At 47.1% G+C, this 17,470-nt stretch carries 14 protein-coding genes, 2 rRNA genes and 1 pseudogene (1 of these 17 running past the window's edge); 12 read left to right on the forward strand and 5 right to left on the reverse strand.

The features are described from left to right. Positions 1 to 32: 32 nt before the first annotated feature. Entirely contained in the window at positions 33 to 2,618 is a 2,586-nt protein-coding gene (locus tag MY7_RS03245; RefSeq protein WP_007610174.1) for a YfhO family protein, read from the forward strand. Here the strand turns inward: MY7_RS03245 and MY7_RS03250 are convergent. Then, positions 2,615 to 3,598, reverse strand: coding sequence for a metal-dependent hydrolase (locus MY7_RS03250; RefSeq protein ID WP_003155481.1), 984 nt, complete (start codon positions 3,596 to 3,598; stop codon positions 2,615 to 2,617). The two genes, MY7_RS03245 and MY7_RS03250, sit on opposite strands and share 4 nt — an antisense overlap. A gap of 225 nt (positions 3,599 to 3,823) precedes the next feature. On the opposite strand from MY7_RS03250, the gene mutY reads away from it, so the two are divergent. Continuing rightward, positions 3,824 to 4,921 carry an A/G-specific adenine glycosylase gene (gene mutY / locus MY7_RS03255; protein ID WP_007610181.1) on the forward strand — a complete coding sequence of 366 codons (1,098 nt, stop codon included), beginning with the start codon at positions 3,824 to 3,826 and terminating at the stop codon, positions 4,919 to 4,921. Positions 4,922 to 4,926: 5 nt separating this feature from the next. Here the strand turns inward: mutY and MY7_RS03260 are convergent, their stop codons facing one another. Continuing rightward, entirely contained in the window at positions 4,927 to 5,151 is a 225-nt protein-coding gene (locus MY7_RS03260; protein ID WP_007408563.1) for a hypothetical protein, read from the reverse strand. An 81-nt stretch (positions 5,152 to 5,232) separates the two neighbouring features. On the opposite strand from MY7_RS03260, the gene fabL reads away from it, so the two are divergent. From fabL to MY7_RS03285, 5 genes and pseudogenes are all read left to right on the forward strand, one after another. Continuing rightward, positions 5,233 to 5,985, forward strand: a complete 753-nt coding sequence (fabL, locus tag MY7_RS03265) for an enoyl-[acyl-carrier-protein] reductase FabL (protein WP_007610183.1) — start codon at positions 5,233 to 5,235, stop codon at positions 5,983 to 5,985. Between the two features lie 84 nt (positions 5,986 to 6,069). Then, positions 6,070 to 6,222: pseudogene (locus MY7_RS03270) on the forward strand (gamma-type small acid-soluble spore protein); the annotation flags it as partial. A 160-nt stretch (positions 6,223 to 6,382) separates the two neighbouring features. Continuing rightward, a complete protein-coding gene (locus MY7_RS03275; RefSeq protein ID WP_003155476.1) occupies positions 6,383 to 6,649 on the forward strand; it encodes a YgaB family protein in 267 nt (88 codons plus the stop codon). Between the two features lie 135 nt (positions 6,650 to 6,784). Further along, a complete protein-coding gene (gene ntdP, locus MY7_RS03280) occupies positions 6,785 to 7,315 on the forward strand; it encodes a nucleoside tri-diphosphate phosphatase (RefSeq protein WP_003155475.1) in 531 nt (176 codons plus the stop codon). 81 nt (positions 7,316 to 7,396) lie between these two features. Continuing rightward, positions 7,397 to 9,139: an ABC transporter ATP-binding protein gene (locus tag MY7_RS03285; protein ID WP_007610188.1), complete on the forward strand. Its 1,743-nt coding sequence runs from the start codon at positions 7,397 to 7,399 to the stop codon at positions 9,137 to 9,139. Positions 9,140 to 9,219: 80 nt separating this feature from the next. On the opposite strand, the gene MY7_RS03290 is transcribed toward MY7_RS03285, so the two are convergent. Both MY7_RS03290 and MY7_RS03295 read right to left on the reverse strand, forming a co-directional pair. Continuing rightward, positions 9,220 to 10,284, reverse strand: coding sequence for an aromatic acid exporter family protein (locus tag MY7_RS03290; RefSeq protein ID WP_007610190.1), 1,065 nt, complete (start codon positions 10,282 to 10,284; stop codon positions 9,220 to 9,222). A 210-nt stretch (positions 10,285 to 10,494) separates the two neighbouring features. Continuing rightward, on the reverse strand, positions 10,495 to 11,784 hold the full coding sequence (locus tag MY7_RS03295; RefSeq protein WP_007408567.1) for a glutamate-1-semialdehyde 2,1-aminomutase: 1,290 nt from the start codon (positions 11,782 to 11,784) through the stop codon (positions 10,495 to 10,497). A 157-nt stretch (positions 11,785 to 11,941) separates the two neighbouring features. Here MY7_RS03295 and bcp point away from each other — a divergent pair, with 157 nt between their 5' ends. Beyond that, on the forward strand, positions 11,942 to 12,415 hold the full coding sequence (bcp, locus tag MY7_RS03300) for a thioredoxin-dependent thiol peroxidase (RefSeq protein WP_007610192.1): 474 nt from the start codon (positions 11,942 to 11,944) through the stop codon (positions 12,413 to 12,415). 124 nt (positions 12,416 to 12,539) lie between these two features. After that, on the forward strand, positions 12,540 to 12,977 hold the full coding sequence (perR, locus tag MY7_RS03305) for a peroxide-responsive transcriptional repressor PerR (protein WP_003155465.1): 438 nt from the start codon (positions 12,540 to 12,542) through the stop codon (positions 12,975 to 12,977). Positions 12,978 to 13,011: 34 nt separating this feature from the next. Here perR and MY7_RS03310 read toward each other — a convergent pair whose 3' ends face one another. After that, positions 13,012 to 13,365 carry a YgzB family protein gene (locus MY7_RS03310; RefSeq protein ID WP_007610193.1) on the reverse strand — a complete coding sequence of 118 codons (354 nt, stop codon included), beginning with the start codon at positions 13,363 to 13,365 and terminating at the stop codon, positions 13,012 to 13,014. A gap of 202 nt (positions 13,366 to 13,567) precedes the next feature. Between MY7_RS03310 and MY7_RS03315 the strand changes: the two genes are divergently transcribed. From MY7_RS03315 to MY7_RS03325, 3 genes are all read left to right on the forward strand, one after another. Beyond that, positions 13,568 to 14,452 (forward strand): nucleotidyltransferase-like protein, encoded by an 885-nt coding sequence (locus tag MY7_RS03315; RefSeq protein WP_007610197.1) that lies wholly within the window; start codon positions 13,568 to 13,570, stop codon positions 14,450 to 14,452. Between the two features lie 229 nt (positions 14,453 to 14,681). Next, a 16S ribosomal RNA gene (locus MY7_RS03320) occupies positions 14,682 to 16,231 on the forward strand. Positions 16,232 to 16,406: 175 nt separating this feature from the next. Beyond that, a 23S ribosomal RNA gene (locus MY7_RS03325) occupies positions 16,407 to 17,470 on the forward strand; it runs 1,866 nt beyond the window's last position. The 16S and 23S rRNA genes sit together here, the layout of an rRNA operon.

The raw sequence follows: 17,470 nt of genomic DNA on the forward strand, positions 1-17,470 counted from the left end.
GCGCCGCTGTGCGCAGGGTCTGGGGACGCTGTATGAAAAAAAATAAATGGATCTTGCCGGCAGCCTGTGTGCTGGCTGCGGCAGCCGCTCATATTTTTTTCTTAAAAGAGTGGTCGGCAGGCCGCTATATGACGGGGTCTGGAGACGGGATCGCCCAAATGGCGGTCTTCAAAAAGCTGCTGTTTGATCAATATATGAACGGCAGGCTGTTTTACAGCTATTCGTTCGGACTGGGCGGGGGAGTGTACAGTCAGCTCGGCTATTATTTCTCTACTTCTTTTCTATTCCTGTTTATCTCCGCCGCTGTCCGCTTTTTGCAGCTTATTCAGCTGACGGGTGAGGCTGATGCGCTGTTTTGGGCGCAGGCCTCCGTTTTTATCAGCATTGCCAAGCAGAGTTTTATCATATTCACGGCGGCGTGTGTGTTCCGTTATTTCGTCAAACGGACGGTGCCTGCTTTTGCGGGCGCCGTGTTGTACGGGGTCTCGATTATCTACTTCCGGCATGAGGTATATTGGGACTTTTTCACTGACAGTATGGTGTGGCTGCCGTTGCTTGTGTTGGGCGCGGAAAAAATCATCCGGGAAAAAAAGCCGGCGTGGTTTATCTTCGCCTGTGCGCTGACATTGATCAACAACTTTTATTTTGCGTATATTAATCTGATTTTCATCGGCATTTATATCTTATTCAGGTGGGTGATCCCCCTTGAAGGCAATGAGGCGAAAAGGCTCACTCAATGCAGGGTATTTATTCTGTCGGGTCTTCTCGGATTCGGCATAAGCGCAGTTTCCTTTATTCCTGTCGTATACGGATACCTTCATAATCTGCGGCCGCCGTATTCAGAGCATATTGCATGGCTTGATTTTTCCGACAACATTTTATTTTCTAGCCGGATTATCATCCTGCCGGCGGCTTTTTTGCTTTTTCTATTTACATTTACTTTATACAAAAACCGCTTGTTCCGGCTGTTTGCGGGAATCAGTCTGCTGTATATTCTGTTTCACTTCAGTCCGTTCGCGGCAAGTGCCTTTAACGGTTTTTCAGCTCCGCAGAACAGGTTTGAATACGTCCTGTGCTTCACGATTGCCGGAACGGTTTCAGCCGGGCTTTCTAAGCTTTCAGACATCAGCATGAAGAGTATGCTGATGTCCGCCGTACTCGTCGTTCTGCTCTATTGGAGCCAGGTGAGGCGGTACAGTCTGGATATTTCTGATCACGCCAACCTGCCCATCATCCTTCTTCTGGTGCTGAGCATAGCCGCTTTCTTTGCAGCAAAGACAAGACTGAAAGGCGCGGTGCCCGCCGTCTATGCCGTCATTTTGCTTACGGCTGTGCTTACGGCTAATACATATGAAAAATATGCTTTATCAGAAGGCGGGAAGATTTATACGGTATCGCATACATTTATGATGGGTGCTGACTATAAAGGCAAAGAGCAATCGGAGCTCATTCAGCGTCTGAAAGAAAAAGACCCTGATCCGTTTGCCCGTTTGGATTGGATGAACGGTGTTTTCAATAACACCCCGATCATATACGGGTTCAACGGATTCAGCGTATACTCAAGCATACTGAACCGCAATCTGCTGTCCTTTTACTGGAACGACCTCCAGATTGACATGGGCAGAGAAAGCGTCAGCCGCTATGCGACATTAGGAAACAGGGCTAATTTATACAGCCTGCTTTACGGAAAATATTATATGACGGAAAAAACAAACGAGGCCGGCGTGCCGTACGGGTTCAAAAAAATCATGGAATCATCCCATTATGCGGTTTATCAAAATCAATATATGCTTCCGTTCGTACGGACAGCCGATCGCGTATATAACGAGGGCGGCCTGAAAAAAGCGCCTGCCCTTGCCAGGGAACGGGCAATGCTTGACGGGATCGTCATGGAATCAAGCACAATCAACACGAAAAAAGCGCCTGAGGCGAAAAATATGATCCGCCATGCAGAGATAGCGGCCGAACATGGCGATTATCATAACGGCATCCTGACGGTAAACGAAGACGGCGGCGGCCTGGTCATTACGCCGCAAGCCGCTAAGATGGACGGCGGCGATTATTACGTCAGCTTTTATTTGAAGAATAAAGCGAAGGACCAGGGCTTTACATTAAAAGTGAACGATTACACGACAACGAGAAAATCGAATCAATCCATTTACAAAACAGGTGTCAACGATCTTACTGTCAGAGTGCCGAAAACAAAAAACATCCAAATCCGTCTGCCGAAAGGGTCGTATCAGCTTGACAGACTGGCGCTTTATGAAGAACGGTACGATACGCTGAAAAGCGCATACCGAAAAGCGGAAAAAGAACCGCCGGCCGATCTCAGCTGGCGCGGAAATACGCTTCATATCTCGTATAAAAACAAAACCAGCGCGCCGTATATCATGCTTCCGATTCCATATGAAAAAGGCTGGGAGCTGAAGATAAACGGGAGACAGGAGCAGATTGAAAAAGCGGATTATTCCTTCATCGGATTTAAAGCGCAAAAAGGAAAAAACGATATTCAATTAACGTATTACCCGCCGTTTTTTAAACCCGCGGCCGCTCTATCGGTGATCAGCCTCGTGTTTGCGGCTATATATGTGAGAAGACAAAAAAAGCCCGGCTCTTAAACAGAGCCGAGCTTTAATTTTTTCTGCAATTTTTCCTCGCTGAAAATCCAGCCCGTGTAAGAAGAGAGAAGCTCTAAATCATGACTGAGATGGACGATGGCGACAAAAGGATAGTGGCCTTTGCTCCGGTAGCGTAAATCAATAAAGCGCACCTCATAATGATCTTTAAAGGTATCGACCTCCCACCTGTAAACGGGGGAAAATGAAAGAAAGGCTGCAATATTTTCGTCCTGTTTCGCGGCCTTCATCACATCGGTTTCCGGAACGGGTACGCGGTTGAATGTATCCAATATCACGACATGGCCGTCAAGGCTTCTGCCGACATAAAAGGCATGCGCCGTCGTCACGGCGATACGCCACTGCCTGAATTTCATCGTCGGCGAAATAATGATGGTTTCAATCTCCTCTTCAATCATTTCGCGCAGCCTTCGCTTTATCCGCAGCTGCATCAAAAACCGGACGGCGTAATATCCTGCGAGGATGATATAAAGCATCAGAAATGTCACGCCCGGATGACCTCCGATATACCACACGGCAATCGCGGCCAAATGGCTGACGAAAATAAACGGATCAAAGGTATTGATTAAACCGAGAGCGATCCATTTTCTCGAAAACGGGCGGATGGCCTGTGTGCCGTACGCGTTAAAAATGTCAACAAACACATGCAAAACGACAGCGAGAAGCGTCCACAGCCACAGGTGCAAAAAGTTCGCTTCCGGATAAAACATAAACAAAATACCCGGAATCAGAACGGACCAAAATAAAACGGCGGGAATGGAGTGCGTGAACCCTCTATGATTTCGAATATAAACGGCATTATTTTTCAGCTTCAATATGGTATCAATATCAGGTGCCTGAGAGCCGGCAAGAGCGGCGATCATAACTGCCTGAGACATGGGGGTGTGCATGCCGACGGCAGGATCAAGAGTTGCGATTCCGCCAAGCGCGATACCCATGACAACGTGAGTGCCAGTATCCATTGTTGACCTCCTAGCAGGCGTTAACAATCAGTCGCCCGCATATTTCGCATTATAAGATATTCCCCATTTTCTGTTTGCCCAATCATGGCGTTTATCCGCCGTTCTCATATGTTTCCGCTTTTTCTTTATCACTATTTAATGTAACATATTATCGTAACGTGCCCTAAGTTTACACCAAAATACGGTGTCAAGAAAAGCGGAACCCGAAACATCTGAGGAGAAGATATGAACGCACTTGAAGAAAAAATGAAACAAAAAGATATAGACAAATTTCGCGAGGACTTAATTACATGGTTCGAAAGAGAACAGAGAATTCTGCCGTGGAGAGAAAATCAGGACCCGTATCGGGTGTGGGTGTCAGAGGTGATGCTGCAGCAGACGCGCGTAGATACCGTCATTCCTTATTTCCGGCGGTTTGTTGAGCAATTTCCGACCGTTTCGGCGCTCGCTGAAGCCGATGAGGAAAAAGTGCTCAAAGCCTGGGAAGGGCTAGGTTATTACTCCCGTGCAAGAAATCTGCAAAGCGCCGTAAAAGAAGTGCATGAGCGATACGGGGGAGTCGTCCCTGCCGAGGAAAAGGAATTTGGCGGACTGAAAGGCGTCGGCCCTTATACAAAAGGCGCCGTGCTCAGCATCGCATACAACAAACCGATTCCGGCCGTAGACGGCAATGTGATGCGTGTCATGTCGAGAATTCTTTCCATATGGGATGATATCGCAAAACCTAAAACCAGAACCATTTTCGAACAGGCGGTATCCGCTTTCATTTCTCATGAAAAACCATCTGAATTCAATCAGGGTTTAATGGAGCTCGGCGCGATCATCTGCACCCCGAAATCGCCGTCCTGCCTGCTTTGCCCCGTACAAAAGCACTGCTCGGCATTTGCGGAAGGGACAGAGCGGGAGCTGCCCGTTAAAAGCAAAAAGAAAAAGCCCGGAATAAAAACAATGGCAGCCGTTGTGCTGACAGACGATCAAGGCGATGTCTATATTCATAAACGGCCGCCAAAAGGCTTGCTCGCCAACTTGTGGGAGTTTCCGAATACCGAAACCCAGAAAGGAATCAAAACCGAAAGAGAGCAGCTTGAAGCCTATTTAGAAAAAGAGATGGGAACAACCGCTGAAATCGGGGAGCTGGAAGGCATTGTAGAACATGTTTTCACCCATCTCGTCTGGAATATTTCGGTCTTTTTCGGTAAAGTAAAACAAGTGTCGGATACAACGGAATTCATACGGGTCACAAAAGAGGAGCTCAAGGAATACGCATTTCCCGTTTCCCATCAAAAGATATGGAAAATGGCGGAAGAAAGCGGCCGCCTGTAAAAGCGTCAGTCATAGCTGACGCGAGTGCCGTGGCCGTAATCCGCTTCATTCCGTTTCAGTCCGCCGCGGGCTTCGATTTCCTGAATCAGTTCCCGGTATTTGGACTGGCCTTCTTCGTTTAAATACGGCATAATTTGCTGGAAGGCATGATGGAAATAGGCGAGCTCTGAATCTCTCCAATCTTTTTTGGGCATCATGGCCAATTCGCCCATATCACGTCCGACATACATATAAAAGACCCCTTTCAACACATATTGCTTTTATTGTTTGTTGAATGAAAAGAACTATACACAGCAAGGAGCTGAGGAAAAATGGAACAAAATAAATGCGCACTGATCACGGGAAGCAGCCGCGGTGTCGGGAAAGCAGCCGCCATCAGACTCGCGGAAAAAGGATACAACATCGTCATCAATTACGCCCGCAGTAAAAAAGCGGCATTAGAAACCGCCGAAGAAATTGAAAAACTCGGCGTGAAAACGCTCATCATTAAAGCCAATGTCGGCCAGCCGGCAAAAATCAAAGACATGTTCCGCCAGATTGACGAAACATTCGGCAGACTGGACGTGTTCGTCAATAACGCGGCTTCAGGCGTGCTGAGACCGGTTATGGAACTCGAAGAAACACACTGGGACTGGACGATGAATATCAATGCGAAAGCATTGCTTTTCTGCGCCCAGGAAGCGGCAAAGATGATGGAGAAAAACGGAGGCGGCCACATCGTCAGCATCAGCTCGCTAGGCAGCATCCGCTATCTTGAAAACTATACGACGGTCGGTGTCTCAAAAGCCGCTTTAGAATCGTTAACCCGTTATCTGGCGGTTGAGCTTTCTCCGAAAAATATCATCGTAAACGCAGTGTCAGGCGGAGCGATTGATACGGACGCGCTGAAGCATTTCCCTAACAGAGATGAACTGCTGGAAGATGCCCGCCAAAATACGCCGGCCGGCAGAATGGTCGAGATTAAAGATATGATCGACACGGTGGAGTTTTTAGTTTCTTCAAAAGCGGACATGATCCGCGGCCAGACCATCATTATTGACGGCGGACGTTCTCTGCTCGTATAAGTTTTAAAAAAAGATGAATAGCCTTATCATCTCCTGCGCATTCTAAAGTGCGTGGAGGTGATAACAATGGCAAACTCAAAATACAGCAAAACAGACGTTCAGCAGGTGAAAAGACAAAACCAGCAATCAGCTTCCGGTCAGGGTCAATACGGCACTGAATTCGGCAGTGAAACTGATGCGCAGCAGGTTAGAAAGCAAAACCAATCTGCTGAACAAAACAAACAGCAAAACAGCTAATCACTGAAACGAAAAAGCACTTCATCTTCGGATGGAAGTGCTTTTTTTTGTTGCCGAAACGACAAAACTTGTGATTCCTCTACAGAATGAGTCAAAGGGTTTTCCGGCGGAAAATCGAAATGGTAAGGAGTATCAACCTAAAAGCCTAAGGAGGAACCCGATGTCAGAGTTTGAAAAGCTTGTAAGTGAACAGATGAAAATCATGGATCAGCTTCTCGAGCTGCAGTCAGAACTTGACCGCTGCCGCCAGGTGGAAGCGGAACTCATCAGTCTGGAAAGAGATGCAAAGCTGGACAATGTACAGGACGAAATTGCGACAAAGCGAAAAGACCTGGCCGGCATACAGGAGTTATTCCAAAGGCAGACAGAGCAAGTCATCCAGTCTTATCGCAGCACGGAAAAGCCGTCTTCCTATGTGCAGAAATGAATGTGCCATTCCGGAAGCGGAGTGGTTCTTTTATTTTCATTTTTTAATTCGTAACGTTATAATAGTGAAAAGACTTGTCGGAAAGCAATTGCGGCTGCATTGACTGCAGGGCTTTACAGAAAGTAGGGGAGAAATATGGGATATCCCAAGGAAGGAGAAACCATTCAAATTCACAGCTATAAGCATAACGGGCTGCTTCATCGAATTTGGAATGAAACGACGATTTTAAAAAGTACGGAATTGTGTATCATCGGAGCCAACGACCGGACAATGGTGACGGAATCCGACGGACGGACGTGGGTGACGAGAGAACCGGCAATCTGCTACTTTCATGCCCGTCAGTGGTTTAACGTCATCGGAATGCTGAGAGATGACGGGGTGCACTATTATTGCAACATCAGCTCGCCGTTCGCTTATGACGGAGAGGCCATCAAATATATTGATTACGATTTGGATGTCAAGGTGTTTCCGGATATGACGTATAACATTCTTGACGAGGATGAATACGATGACCACCGCAAATCAATGAATTACCCTAAAGAGATCGACAGCATTCTGAAGGAGTATCTGAATACGCTGCTGCACTGGATTCATCAGCGGAAAGGACCGTTTGCTCCGGAATTTGTTGATATGTGGTATGAACGGTATCTGCGCTATACAAAATAAAGATACAATAAAAAACCTGTTGGGGTGTCAACAGGTTTTTCACATGGGCTCACACGCCTTAAAGAGAGAGGGGGATAAAGTGTGGGCGTAATCAGACGCTATATGCAATTTGTAAAACCTTATAAAAAACAAATTTTTATCACAGTGTTAATCGGCATCATAAAATTCTCCATCCCGCTGGCTCTCCCGCTTCTGTTAAAATACGTGGTCGATGACATTATTCAAGGGAGCGGAACGGCAAGCGCTAAAACATCATCGCTATTCACGATAATGGGTATCATGTTCGTGCTGTTTTTAATTCTGCGTCCCCCGGTAGAGTACTATCGGCAATACTTCGCGCAATGGACGGGCAGCCGGGTGCTCTACGATATCAGGGGGGTATTGTTTGATCATATTCAAAAATTGAGCCTGAGGTTTTATGCCAACACGAGAACAGGCGAAGTCATTTCCCGGGTGATAAATGATGTCGAACAGACAAAAGACTTTGTCATAACGGGACTGATGAATATCTGGCTTGATATGATGACGGTGCTGATCGTCATCTGCATTATGTTTACACTCGATGTTAAGCTGACATTGATATCTGTCATTTTGTTTCCGTTATACGGAATTTCAGTGAAATACTTTTACGGCCGTCTCCGAAAACTGACACGTGAGCGTTCTCAGGCGCTCGCCCAAGTTCAGGGACATTTGCACGAAAGAGTTCAGGGGATGCCCGTTATCAGAAGTTTTGCCATTGAAGATTATGAACAAGCCAATTTTGATGAAAAAAACGGACATTTTCTGGACAGAGCGATCCGTCATACGAATTGGAACGCAAAAACGTTTGCAGTCGTGAATACCATTACGGATTTGGCGCCGCTGCTTGTTATCGCGTTTGCGGGTTATTTTGTCATAAACGGCCCGCTGACGGTAGGGACGATGGTTGCGTTCGTCGGCTATATTGACAGAATGTACAATCCGGTCAGAAGATTGATCAACTCATCGACGACGCTGACCCAGTCGATCGCTTCAATGGATCGCATATTTGAATTTATCGACGAGCCGTATGAACTGACTGATAAACCGAATGCACTAAAAGCTGACGACATTAAGGGCGAAGTTGAATTCCGAAATGTCTCGTTCCGTTATGAGGAAGGAAAAGAAACGATTTTGCAGGACGTTTCCTTAAAGGTGACAAAAGGGGAAACCGTCGCGCTCATCGGGATGAGCGGCGGCGGAAAATCGACGCTTGTCAGCCTCATACCGCGTTTTTATGATGTATCCGGCGGCAGCCTGCTGATTGACGGCACAGATATTCGCGATTATGAAGCGAGAAGCCTCCGCAATCAAGTCGGAATGGTGCTTCAGGATACGTTTCTGTTCAGTGAGACGATTCGTGAAAATATCGCCATCGGTAAACCGGGAGCGTCTCTGGATGAGGTGGTTGCGGCTGCGAAAGCGGCAAATGCCCATGAATTTATTATGAATTTCCCCGAAGGTTATGAAACCAAAGTCGGCGAACGGGGCGTCAAATTGTCAGGCGGGCAGAAACAGCGGATTTCCATCGCGCGTGTATTCTTAAAAAATCCGCCGCTGTTAATCTTGGATGAAGCGACATCGGCTCTTGATCTTGAAAGTGAACACTACATTCAGGAAGCGATGGAAAAGCTTGCGAAAAACCGGACGACTTTTATCGTCGCCCACAGGCTGTCCACGATTACGCATGCGGATAAAATTGTCGTCATGGAAAACGGCGCCGTCGTCGAAACCGGCACGCACGAGGAATTAATGGCCCAAGGCGGCCAGTACAGACACTTATTTACGATTCAGAATTTGAACTGATACAAAAACTTATGCCGTCCGAATGGGCGGCATAAGTTTTTTTGAATGCAAAAAAAACCCGGTTTTACGGAAGCACCGGGTTACTCTTCGTCTGTTTCTAATTCGCTGTCTTTCGGGTGGTATGTCTGAAAACTCGTAATTAATGTATCGAGATGCTCCAGCTGCTCACGGTATTCCGCAACCGCAGCCATAATGCTGAGCATATTGTAATCAAGCAGTTCATCCTCGCAGTTCTGCTGATTTTTCAAGAAAGACTTCGTCAAAAGCTGTTTATATCTTATGCTTTCTTCAGCATCGTCATCATGCGGTTTGATCTTGCCGACCGTCCGCATCAGAATCCTTTCGTGCCAATGAAGCAGATAATCAATTTCTTCTGTCAGCGTCTCCTGAAATTCCTCCGGCATATGATAAATCTCGTTTTCATAGCGGTGCAGCTTTTTCAGCGTATCAAGCGCCCGATTTGCCGTAATAATCGCCTGTCTGAATAAAACAAGCTTGCGCGACTTTACATACGTCGTTTTCTTAAAGTAGCTTCTCTCCTCTTTATAAAGAAGGTACGTATGATCAAGCTTCATCATCTTTTCCTTCAGCTTCTCAATATCCTCTTTCAATATCGAGTGTTCCGTGGACTGGCGCATCGTCAGCCTGATCCATTTCATGATCTCATCGGTATATTCAACCGTATGATGAGTCAGCTTCGTTTCGTATTTCGGCGGAAGAAACACAAGGTTCACAATAAAAGAAGACAGCACGCCTAAAATAACGGTGCTTGTTCGTATCAGAGCGAACGTCAGGAAGCTGTTTCCCGGTGTTTCTAAAATCGCGATAACCGTCACGAGCGCAATCGAAATGGTGTGTTCAATTTTCAGTTTTAACATGATCGTGATGACAATCACTGCGGTCAATCCGATCATAATCGGACTCGGTCCGAAAATCAGTCCGAATGCCGTAGCGATGACAGCGCCGATGATATTTGCCTGAACCTGATCAATAATAATAAGAAAAGACCTGTAAATAGAGGGCTGTATGGCAAATATAGCTGCAATCCCGGCAAAGATCGGCGACGGAAGTCCGATCCATGATGCTAAGTAGAGCGCGAGCGTAATCGCAATCCCTGTTTTAAAAATGCGGGCACCAAGTTTCATTGGTTTGTGCGTGCATTCCTTTCTCTAATAAATTATGTGCCGAACGAACGGCTGACACTTACATTTCCCTGTCGGCTGATTTGCTAAACAATAAAGTAATATACAGGGATCATACCAATTATTCAAGGTCTTTTTTTTGAAAAAACCATTATCTCACAAATCGGACAAAAAGAACAAGCGGAAGCCCCGGGCTCCCGCTTGTTTCAGTAGTTATTTTTTCATATGTCTGAACGCATCTTCAACAGCTTGTAAAGTGGCGTCGATATCCTCTTCAGTATGTGCGGTTGTGATAAACCAAGCTTCATACTTCGATGGAGCGAGATTAATGCCGCGCTCAAGCATCAGTTTGAAGAACTTGGCGAATGCTTCTCCGTCCGTATTTTCCGCCTGCTCGTAATTGACGATCTTTTCATCAGTGAAGTAAACCGTGAGCGCGCCTTTTAAACGGTTGACGGTGATGGTAATGCCATGTGTCTCCGCATGGGCGAGAATGCCTTGCTCAAGTCTGGCGCCGAGCTCATCAAGCCGCTCATAAACGCCTTCTTCCTTCAGCACTTCCAGGCAGGCGATGCCTGATAGGATAGATGCCGGGTTTCCGGCCATCGTGCCGGCTTGATATGCCGGGCCGAGCGGAGCAACCTGCTCCATGATCTCTTTTTTGCCTCCGTAAGCGCCGATCGGCAAGCCGCCCCCGATAATTTTACCGAGCGCCGTTAAATCAGGCTTCACTTGAAGAAGATCCTGCGCGCCTCCGTACATAAAACGGAACGCCGTGATCACTTCATCATAAATGACGAGCGCACCCGCTTTATGGGTCAATTCATTTACCTGTTCTAAAAATCCTTCTTCAGGTTCAACGATGCCGAAGTTGCCGACGATCGGCTCGACGAGAACCGCTGCAATTTCCGAACCCCATTTATCCAGCGCGGCTTTGTAGCTTTCAATGTCATTGAAAGGAACGGTAATCACCTCATTGGCGATGCTTTTCGGCACGCCGGCGGAATCAGGGGTGCCGAGCGTAGACGGACCGGAACCCGCAGCGACAAGTACGAGATCAGAATGGCCGTGATAGCAGCCTGCGAATTTAATGATTTTTGTCCGGCCTGTATAAGCGCGTGCAACCCGGATCGTTGTCATTACCGCTTCAGTGCCTGAGTTTACGAATCGTACTTTATCAAGTGAAGGAATGGCCTCCTTCAGCATTTTGGCGAAAGTGACCTCATGTTTGGTCGGCGTCCCGTACAGCACGCCGTTTTCAGCCGCTGTTTTAATCGCTTCAGTAATATGCGGGTGGGCATGTCCGGTAATAATCGGGCCGTAAGCCGCTAAATAATCAATATACTGATTCCCGTCTACATCCCAGAAATAAGCGCCGTTCGCTTTTTCCATCGCAACGGGTGAACCGCCGCCTACCGCTTTATAGGATCTGGACGGGCTGTTCACGCCTCCGACGATATGCTCTAACGCTTCCTTATGAAGTTCAACTGATTTTGTATACAAAAAATGACCCTCCTAATATCTCCTTACATCATGTTCTATTGTAGCATGCTTCATTGCGAGCACAACGGTTCATGCTTCCAGAAAAGAGCGGGGGGATAACGGTTGTAATCTTAACGTGAATTGGATACGCTTAATAAAAAACCCGGAGGTATAAGAAATGACGATTGAAATCGGACAAACAGCACCGGATATGAAATTAGTGAATGACAGCGGGGAAGAAGTAGCATTGACGGATTTTAAAGGGAAGTACGTCGTTCTCTATTTTTATCCGAAAGACATGACACCCGGATGCACGACGGAAGCATGTGATTTCCGTGATCAGTACGAAAGTTTCGCGGGACTTAATGCGGTTATCATCGGAGTAAGCCCTGACAGCCGTGATAAACATGAAAAATTTAAGCAAAAACACGATCTTCCTTTCCAGCTCCTCGTTGATGATGAGCACAAATTGGCGGAAGCTTTTGATGTGTGGAAGCTGAAGAAGAATTTTGGGAAAGAATATATGGGTATCGAGCGATCCACTTTTTTGTTAGACAAAGAAGGCCGTCTTGTGAAGGAGTGGAGAAAGGTAAAAGTGAAAGATCACGTTGCCGAGGCACTTCGAGAATTGGAACAAATTGCGTCTAATTAATGGACAAATGCTGAACTCACGGGGTTTTCTTCAGATTACATTTGACAGGAGACCGGAAAAAGATGTACACTAATTATAAACATTATAAAGTAAGAATCTTTTTTAGAAGAGAGGTGCATGACGGATGGCTGCACATGAATTAAAAGAAGCCTTAGACACGTTGAAGGATACGGGAGTCCGGATTACTCCTCAACGTCATGCCATTCTGGAATATCTCGTGGATTCTATGGCACATCCGACAGCGGACGATATATATAAAGCTTTGGAAGGGAAATTCCCTAATATGAGTGTTGCGACAGTGTATAACAATTTGCGTGTATTCCGGGAAGCGGGGCTTGTAAAGGAACTGACGTACGGAGATGCGTCCAGCAGATTTGACTTTGTCACCTCTGACCATTATCACGCCATTTGTGAAAGCTGCGGGAAAATCGTAGACTTCCATTATCCCGGGCTTGACGAAGTGGAACAGCTTGCGGCTCACGTCACGGGGTTTAAGGTAAGCCACCACCGTTTGGAGATTTACGGCGTCTGCCAAGAATGTTCCAAAAAAGAAAACCACTAAACGAAGCTGACCGCTTTGATACGGTCAGCTTCGTTTATTTTACACTGTTTTTTCTGTTATAAGACTCATCGAACGCTTTGCCTTCCAATCCTTTATCCAATGTGAGCGGTTCTCTGCAATGCATGCACATATCCACTCTGCCCAGAATCTTCGTTTCTTTCTCGCAAGCGGGGCATATCACCCGGACCGCTTTTGTGGACAGCATGCCGATCCAAAAATAAACGGCGGTGCTGAGCCCGATCGACAGCAGGCCGAGAATCATAAACAAGCTGGCAAGCAAAACAGACTGCTTAAAGAACAGCCCGATGTACATAATGATAAACCCAACGAAAACCAAACTTAACGCAAACGTTCTGATCTTATTAATTTTGCTTGAGTATTTCGCCATGTCCATCCCCCTCTCGTTTAACTATAGCACAAAACAGATGGCATATTCTTCATGTTTTCGTAAGAAAAGGGAAGAATAAATATGGCACCTGAAAGGAAATTTGTTATAATAGTGCAATGTGTTTAGAAAAAAGGACTTTCATGTTTTATCATAGAAATGTAGAAACAATAGCTAGTGAAACAATCGCATTGGAGGAATCGTAATGGACAATCTTCTCCGTCCAATTTACCAAGAAAGAGCAAGTCATCCCGATACGCTGGCCGTCCTTATGATTGAGAGAAGGAGTAAAGCATCATCCATCACGGATAACTTTGATGCGGTCATGCTTGTCATTGTCAAACAGGCTGATGAACCTCTTTTTATAAAGCATTATGAATTCGAACAAAAAACCGCTTCTTTACATATTGTAACGGATGCTCTGCTTCAGGAATGGATTCTGCTTGGGACCAATAGAAGAGTCATAGATTGGATCATCAACGGCAAAGTGCTGTTTGACCGCAATGAATATATATCTGAACTCAATGACCGGCTCAGCACTTTTCCTTTCGCCGAGCGGAAATTAAAGATCGGAATGGAATACGGCAAGCTGATCAGAAGATTTGTAGAAGGAAAAGCGTTTTTTGAAGCTGATCATTTTCTGGATGCATATTATGCGGTAGTGCATGCTCTTCATCACTTGGCCCGCATTGAAGTGATTGACCGGGGATTTTATCCCGAAACGACAGTCTGGAACCAGGTCCGTCACATTGAGCCGCAGGTATATAAGCTATATTCCGAACTTGTCGAGAGTCACGAAAGTTTGGAGAAAAGGCTCGAATTATTATTCTTAGCAAATGATTTTCTCATCCATTCAAAAGCTGAAATCGGTTCTGCGCACCTTTTTCAAGTGATGAAAGAAAAAGAAATGTGGCAGTTTGGAGAATTGCTTCAGCACCCTGAACTGGTGCACTTCACCCAAGATCTCGGTGTCATGCTTGATTATCTGACGGAAAAAGGCTTTGTTGAAGTATCTCAAATAGAGACCAAAGGGCAGGAAGTATATCATCGAGGATATTCTTTCAAAAAAAGTGTTGACGCTGAATTATAGGCATGGTATATTATTAAACGTCGCTGATGCGCTTCAACAAAAAGCTCACAGCGGCGGAGAAATAAAAACAAAAAAACATTTGACAGCAACTCGCTGAAATGTTATACTGAAAAAGTCGCCTCGAGATGAGGTTGAAATGATCTTTGAAAACTAAACAAGACAAAACGTACCTGTTAATTCAAAGTTTTAAATAAATCGCACAGCGATGTGCGTAGTCAGTCAAACTACTTTATCGGAGAGTTTGATCCTGGCTCAGGACGAACGCTGGCGGCGTGCCTAATACATGCAAGTCGAGCGGACAGATGGGAGCTTGCTCCCTGATGTTAGCGGCGGACGGGTGAGTAACACGTGGGTAACCTGCCTGTAAGACTGGGATAACTCCGGGAAACCGGGGCTAATACCGGATGGTTGTTTGAACCGCATGGTTCAGACATAAAAGGTGGCTTCGGCTACCACTTACAGATGGACCCGCGGCGCATTAGCTAGTTGGTGAGGTAACGGCTCACCAAGGCGACGATGCGTAGCCGACCTGAGAGGGTGATCGGCCACACTGGGACTGAGACACGGCCCAGACTCCTACGGGAGGCAGCAGTAGGGAATCTTCCGCAATGGACGAAAGTCTGACGGAGCAACGCCGCGTGAGTGATGAAGGTTTTCGGATCGTAAAGCTCTGTTGTTAGGGAAGAACAAGTGCCGTTCAAATAGGGCGGCACCTTGACGGTACCTAACCAGAAAGCCACGGCTAACTACGTGCCAGCAGCCGCGGTAATACGTAGGTGGCAAGCGTTGTCCGGAATTATTGGGCGTAAAGGGCTCGCAGGCGGTTTCTTAAGTCTGATGTGAAAGCCCCCGGCTCAACCGGGGAGGGTCATTGGAAACTGGGGAACTTGAGTGCAGAAGAGGAGAGTGGAATTCCACGTGTAGCGGTGAAATGCGTAGAGATGTGGAGGAACACCAGTGGCGAAGGCGACTCTCTGGTCTGTAACTGACGCTGAGGAGCGAAAGCGTGGGGAGCGAACAGGATTAGATACCCTGGTAGTCCACGCCGTAAACGATGAGTGCTAAGTGTTAGGGGGTTTCCGCCCCTTAGTGCTGCAGCTAACGCATTAAGCACTCCGCCTGGGGAGTACGGTCGCAAGACTGAAACTCAAAGGAATTGACGGGGGCCCGCACAAGCGGTGGAGCATGTGGTTTAATTCGAAGCAACGCGAAGAACCTTACCAGGTCTTGACATCCTCTGACAATCCTAGAGATAGGACGTCCCCTTCGGGGGCAGAGTGACAGGTGGTGCATGGTTGTCGTCAGCTCGTGTCGTGAGATGTTGGGTTAAGTCCCGCAACGAGCGCAACCCTTGATCTTAGTTGCCAGCATTCAGTTGGGCACTCTAAGGTGACTGCCGGTGACAAACCGGAGGAAGGTGGGGATGACGTCAAATCATCATGCCCCTTATGACCTGGGCTACACACGTGCTACAATGGACAGAACAAAGGGCAGCGAAACCGCGAGGTTAAGCCAATCCCACAAATCTGTTCTCAGTTCGGATCGCAGTCTGCAACTCGACTGCGTGAAGCTGGAATCGCTAGTAATCGCGGATCAGCATGCCGCGGTGAATACGTTCCCGGGCCTTGTACACACCGCCCGTCACACCACGAGAGTTTGTAACACCCGAAGTCGGTGAGGTAACCTTTTAGGAGCCAGCCGCCGAAGGTGGGACAGATGATTGGGGTGAAGTCGTAACAAGGTAGCCGTATCGGAAGGTGCGGCTGGATCACCTCCTTTCTAAGGATTTTAACGGAATATAAGACCTTGGGTCTTATAAACAGAACGTTCCCTGTCTTGTTTAGTTTTGAAGGATCATTCGATTCTTCGAGATGTTGTTCTTTGAAAACTAGATAACAGAAGTAATTCACATTCAATTAGTAATGCAAGATATCACGTAGTGATTCTTTTTAACGGTTAAGTTAGAAAGGGCGCACGGTGGATGCCTTGGCACTAGGAGCCGATGAAGGACGGGACGAACACCGATATGCTTCGGGGAGCTGTAAGCAAGCTTTGATCCGGAGATTTCCGAATGGGGAAACCCACCACTCGTAATGGAGTGGTATCCATATCTGAATACATAGGATATGAGAAGGCAGACCCGGGGAACTGAAACATCTAAGTACCCGGAGGAAGAGAAAGCAAATGCGATTCCCTGAGTAGCGGCGAGCGAAACGGGACCAGCCCAAACCAAGAGGCTTGCCTCTTGGGGTTGTAGGACACTCTGTACGGAGTTACAAAGGAACGAGGTAGATGAAGAGGTCTGGAAAGGCCCGCCATAGAAGGTAACAGCCCTGTAGTCAAAACTTCGTTCTCTCCTGAGTGGATCCTGAGTACGGCGGAACACGTGAAATTCCGTCGGAATCCGGGAGGACCATCTCCCAAGGCTAAATACTCCCTAGTGACCGATAGTGAACCAGTACCGTGAGGGAAAGGTGAAAAGCACCCCGGAAGGGGAGTGAAAGAGATCCTGAAACCGTGTGCCTACAAGTAGTCAGAGCCCGTTAACGGGTGATGGCGTGCCTTTTGTAGAATGAACCGGCGAGTTACGATCCCGTGCAAGGTTAAGCAGAAGATGCGGAGCCGCAGCGAAAGCGAGTCTGAATAGGGCGAATTGAGTACGTGGTCGTAGACCCGAAACCAGGTGATCTACCCATGTCCAGGGTGAAGTTCAGGTAACACTGAATGGAGGCCCGAACCCACGCACGTTGAAAAGTGCGGGGATGAGGTGTGGGTAGGGGTGAAATGCCAATCGAACCTGGAGATAGCTGGTTCTCTCCGAAATAGCTTTAGGGCTAGCCTCAAGGTAAGAGTCTCGGAGGTAGAGCACTGATTGGACTAGGGGCCCCTACCGGGTTACCGAATTCAGTCAAACTCCGAATGCCGATGACTTATCCTTGGGAGTCAGACTGCGAGTGATAAGATCCGTAGTCGAAAGGGAAACAGCCCAGACCGCCAGCTAAGGTCCCAAAGTATACG

The organism is Bacillus sp. 5B6 (assembly GCF_000259405.1).
Lineage (GTDB): Bacteria > Bacillota > Bacilli > Bacillales > Bacillaceae > Bacillus > Bacillus velezensis.